Genomic DNA, 3,668 nt, shown 5'->3' on the forward strand with positions numbered 1-3,668 from the left:
GGAAACCTGCGCCACGCCACGAACAGCGATCTGCTGTGTGAAGCCTTCCTTCACGCTTTTACTGGGCAACCACTGCCAACTGACGAGGAGCTAAGACGCGATATGGCTATGAAGAAAGCAGCTGCGAAGAAGAAACCCGCCGCCAAGAAGGCCGCGAAGAAAGCGGTGCGCAAGACCACGGCGAAGGCCAAGACCGCAACCGCGCGCAAGACCGGCGCGGCGAAGAAGCCGGCAGCGAAGAAGGCTGCCAAGAAGGCCGTCAAGAAGGCTGCCAAGAAGGCCAAGTAAGACCACCCGGGCCGCCCGTCGTCGACGGGCGGTCCAGGGACGACGCGGCACTGCCGGAACCAGGTAGCGCAGCAGTCCCGAAGACGTAACCGCGACACGTTCCACCGCAACAACAAGCACCATCGGAAAGCCACTGATCTCTCCCTGCGGATACGCCCAGCGCAGGGAGAGAATTTCCCCTCCGGCTCTTCCTTCCGATCATTCCCACCGTCTGCGATCACCGTCCACCCCGGCGACGCGAGCGCGCGCGCGCGCGATCCGCGTCAGCGCGACAGCAGCGCGGCGACGACGCGCCCGCCCGGCGTGCGTTCGGCGATGATCTTCGTGCACGCCATCAATGGCACGGCGAGCAGCAGCCCGGCGACGCCCCAGATCCAGCCGAGCACGACGAGCGCGAGGAACACCATCACCGGATCGAGCGCGAGCCGGCGGCCGACGAGGTGCGGCGTGACCAGCTGGCCCTCGACGAGGTGCAGGCCGAGGAACGCGGCCGGTGCGGCGAGCGCCGACAGCGGCGAGGCGAACTCCGCGAAACCCGCGACGGTCAGCGCGCACGCCGTCAGCAAGGGGCCGATGAACGGCGCGAAGTTCATCATCGCGGCGAGGCCGCCCCACAGCAGCGGATCCGGAATGCCGAGGAGGTAGAGCGCGGCGGCGGTCACGAGGCCGAGCGTCGCGTTGATCAGCGTGATCGTGATCATGTAGAGCGAGAGCTCGTGCTGCGCGAGCCGCGTCGCTTCGACCAGGTCGCGCTTCGCGCGCAGGTGCGGCGCGAGCGTGACGAACTTGCGCAGCAGCGCATCGCCATGCAGCAGGAACAGGAACGTCAGGAACACGATCACCGTGATGCCCGCGAGCAGCGTCGGTGCCGCGCTCGCGAGCTGCGACAGCAGGCCCGGGGTACTGTCGACCACGCGCACGCTCGCGTCGCCGTCGATGCTCGCGAGCTTGCCGAGTTCGCGCGTCGCCTCGCTCGCGGCCTGCAGCGGGCGGCGCAGGTCGCGCACGACCGACTCGACGTGGACGAGCGCGCGCGGCATGCGCGCGATCCATTCGCGCGCAGGCGCGGCCAGCAGCACGAACGCGCCGACGCCGAGTGCGAGTGCCACGGCCACGGCGGCGAGCGAGCTGAGCGATCGCGGCACGCGCCAGCGCTCGAGCGCGCGCACGAACGGAGCGAACATGAGGCCGAGCAGGATCGCGACGAGGATCGGCACGATCATCGCCTCGGCGACCGCGCAGGTGTACGCGACGAGCAGCGTCACGAGCGCGCCGAGCAGGCGCGTGCGCAGCACTTCCGGCGCGACCTCGACGGTCGCGCGCACTTCGACGACCGGTTCCTCGGCTGCTGCGGCGGCGACCGCCGCGGGTTCGGCGCTCATGCGGCGTCTCCCGCCGGCGGCATCGCGCGACCGCGGGAAAGCGCCGCGATCGGCAGTCGCCGCACGAGCGACGCGGCATGGAGCACGAAGCGGCCCGCGCCGAGCAGGGCGACCAGTGGCATTCGTGCCGCGATCGCCCCGCAGGCGACACCGCCGACGAGGAGCCAGCCCGGCGCGTGGCGGTCGAAGCGCGCGCGCAGGCGTGCGAGCACGCGACCGAACACGGCCCGATCGTTTCGGCAGCGCCGGTCCGCGGCTTGCACCGCCTGCCGCAGGTCGCGATGGCGCCGGAGCGTGGTCATGCGCGTGCCTCGCCGAAGCGGCTGAGCGCGCGGCGCGTGCGCGGGAGCGCAAGATCGCGCCAGCACGTGCGCATCGCGCGCAACACGACGACGATGCCGACGACATTGGCGACCGCGACGCTGCCGATGCCGAAGAACAGGTTGCCGCTCAGCAGGTACACGCCGACCGCGATCGCGGCGCTGGTCGCAAGCCAGGCGCCGACGCCGAGGAACACGAGCACGAACGACAGCCAGAGCAGCATCAGCGCGCTGCTGCGCGCGAGGCGCAGCTCCGCGCGCAGCAGCGCCAGCGCCGACTCGGCGACGCGGACCGCTTGCGCGAGCGCGTCGCGCGCCGCGGCGAAGTCGCTCGCGGCCGACTCGTGGGCGTGCGGTTCGTCCGATTCGTCGAGCGAAGGCCGGGTGTCCATGCTCAGCGCCTGCGCAGCGCGCGCGAGAGGATGAATCCGGCCGCGAACGCGATCCCGAACGCGGCCATCGGATGCGCCTTGACCTGCTCGGCCGCGGCGGAGCCGAATGTCTTCGCGCCTTCGGCGAAGCGCTCGCCGGCTTCGCGCAGTTCTTCCTCGAGGTGCGCTCCGTTCGCGCGCAGCTTCTCGCGCAGGCGTCGCAGTTCGCCGCGCATCGCCTCGATGCTCTCGCCCGCGGCCTCGGCCACGTCCTCGCCCGCTTCACCCAGCTGATGCTTCATTTCGCGTACGTTCGCCATGGTCGTGCTCCTTCCTCGGGCGGGTTCGCCGACAAGCAGCCGGCGCGGCGGGCGAACCCGGATACACCGCGGGGCACGACCGTGCGCGAAGGCCACGACCGGATCGGTTGCCGCCCGCGACATTTCCGCTTGCGATGCGGCGGCACGCAGGACAAGCTTAGATGTCCGAAACTGAACGCGAACACCGCACAGGTCGGGCAGCACATGGCGTGCAATATGCATATAGGGGATGACATCGGCCTCGCGTGCGACTCGCACGCGGGCCCCAATCAGTAGGTGGGAGGGTGGACATGCGGAATCCAATCGGCGAAGGCGCCACGGCGCCACGGTCCGTCGCGGCGCGCGGCAAGCCACTGCCGCGCACGCGCGGGCTGGCATTGCCGCAAATCATCGTGATCGTGCTCGGGCTCGCGCTGCTCGCGGTCGCCGCATGGTGGTTCTTCGGGCGTGGCGGCACCGCGACCACCACGACGACGGCCACGCCGACGCAAGCCACGCAGGCGGGCGACAACGCCGCGCCGAGCGCGGACGCGGCGACCGCGGACCTCAGCGTCGACGAGCTCTACAAGGAAGCGCGCGCGGCGATGAGCGATAACCGCATGGTCACGCCCGCGGGCAAGAACGCGCTCGAGTACTACCTGCGCATCATCGCCAAGCAGCCGGACGACACGGGCGCCAAGGACGCGTTGCGCGAGCTGTTCCCGTTCGCGACCGCGGGCGTGGAAGACCAGATCAACCAGAACAACTTCGACGAGGCGAACCGCATCATGGGTCTGCTCGCGAAGGCCGACCCCAGCAACTACACGCTGACGATCCTGCGCAGCAAGCTCGATCTCAGGAAGAAGCAGAGCGACCGCGACCTTGCGCAGAAGGCGGCGCAGGATGCGGCTGCCGCCGCGGCCGCGACGCGCACCGCGCAGGGCGGCACGCCGGCGGCGACCACCGAAGCCGACGGGACCGCGGCCGCGACGCCGGCGGCGACGCCGG

4 protein-coding genes and 2 pseudogenes are annotated in these 3,668 nt (G+C 70.7%); 2 read left to right on the forward strand and 4 right to left on the reverse strand.

The window, feature by feature from the left end:
- Positions 1-102: pseudogene (locus VI238_RS18805) on the forward strand (met regulon transcriptional regulator MetJ); the annotation flags it as partial.
- Positions 103-551: 449 nt separating this feature from the next.
- Here the strand turns inward: VI238_RS18805 and VI238_RS16375 are convergent.
- From VI238_RS16375 to VI238_RS16390, 4 genes are read right to left on the reverse strand one after another with little or no spacing between them, the layout of a single operon-like run.
- Complete coding sequence (locus VI238_RS16375) at positions 552-1,670, reverse strand: AI-2E family transporter (protein WP_331653273.1); 1,119 nt, start codon at positions 1,668-1,670, stop codon at positions 552-554.
- Positions 1,667-1,972, reverse strand: coding sequence for a hypothetical protein (locus tag VI238_RS16380; RefSeq protein WP_331653275.1), 306 nt, complete (start codon positions 1,970-1,972; stop codon positions 1,667-1,669). Before VI238_RS16380 ends, VI238_RS16375 begins: the two co-directional genes overlap by 4 nt.
- Entirely contained in the window at positions 1,969-2,382 is a 414-nt protein-coding gene (locus VI238_RS16385) for a hypothetical protein (protein WP_331653277.1), read from the reverse strand. Before VI238_RS16385 ends, VI238_RS16380 begins: the two co-directional genes overlap by 4 nt.
- A 2-nt stretch (positions 2,383-2,384) precedes the next feature.
- Complete coding sequence (locus tag VI238_RS16390) at positions 2,385-2,939, reverse strand: hypothetical protein (RefSeq protein WP_331653280.1); 555 nt, start codon at positions 2,937-2,939, stop codon at positions 2,385-2,387.
- 32 nt (positions 2,940-2,971) lie between these two features.
- Between VI238_RS16390 and VI238_RS16395 the strand changes: the two are divergent.
- Positions 2,972-3,668, forward strand: a pseudogene (locus tag VI238_RS16395) (energy transducer TonB); the annotation flags it as partial.

Source organism: Dokdonella sp. (genome assembly GCF_036518555.1).
Taxonomy (GTDB): Bacteria; Pseudomonadota; Gammaproteobacteria; order Xanthomonadales; family Rhodanobacteraceae; genus Dokdonella_A.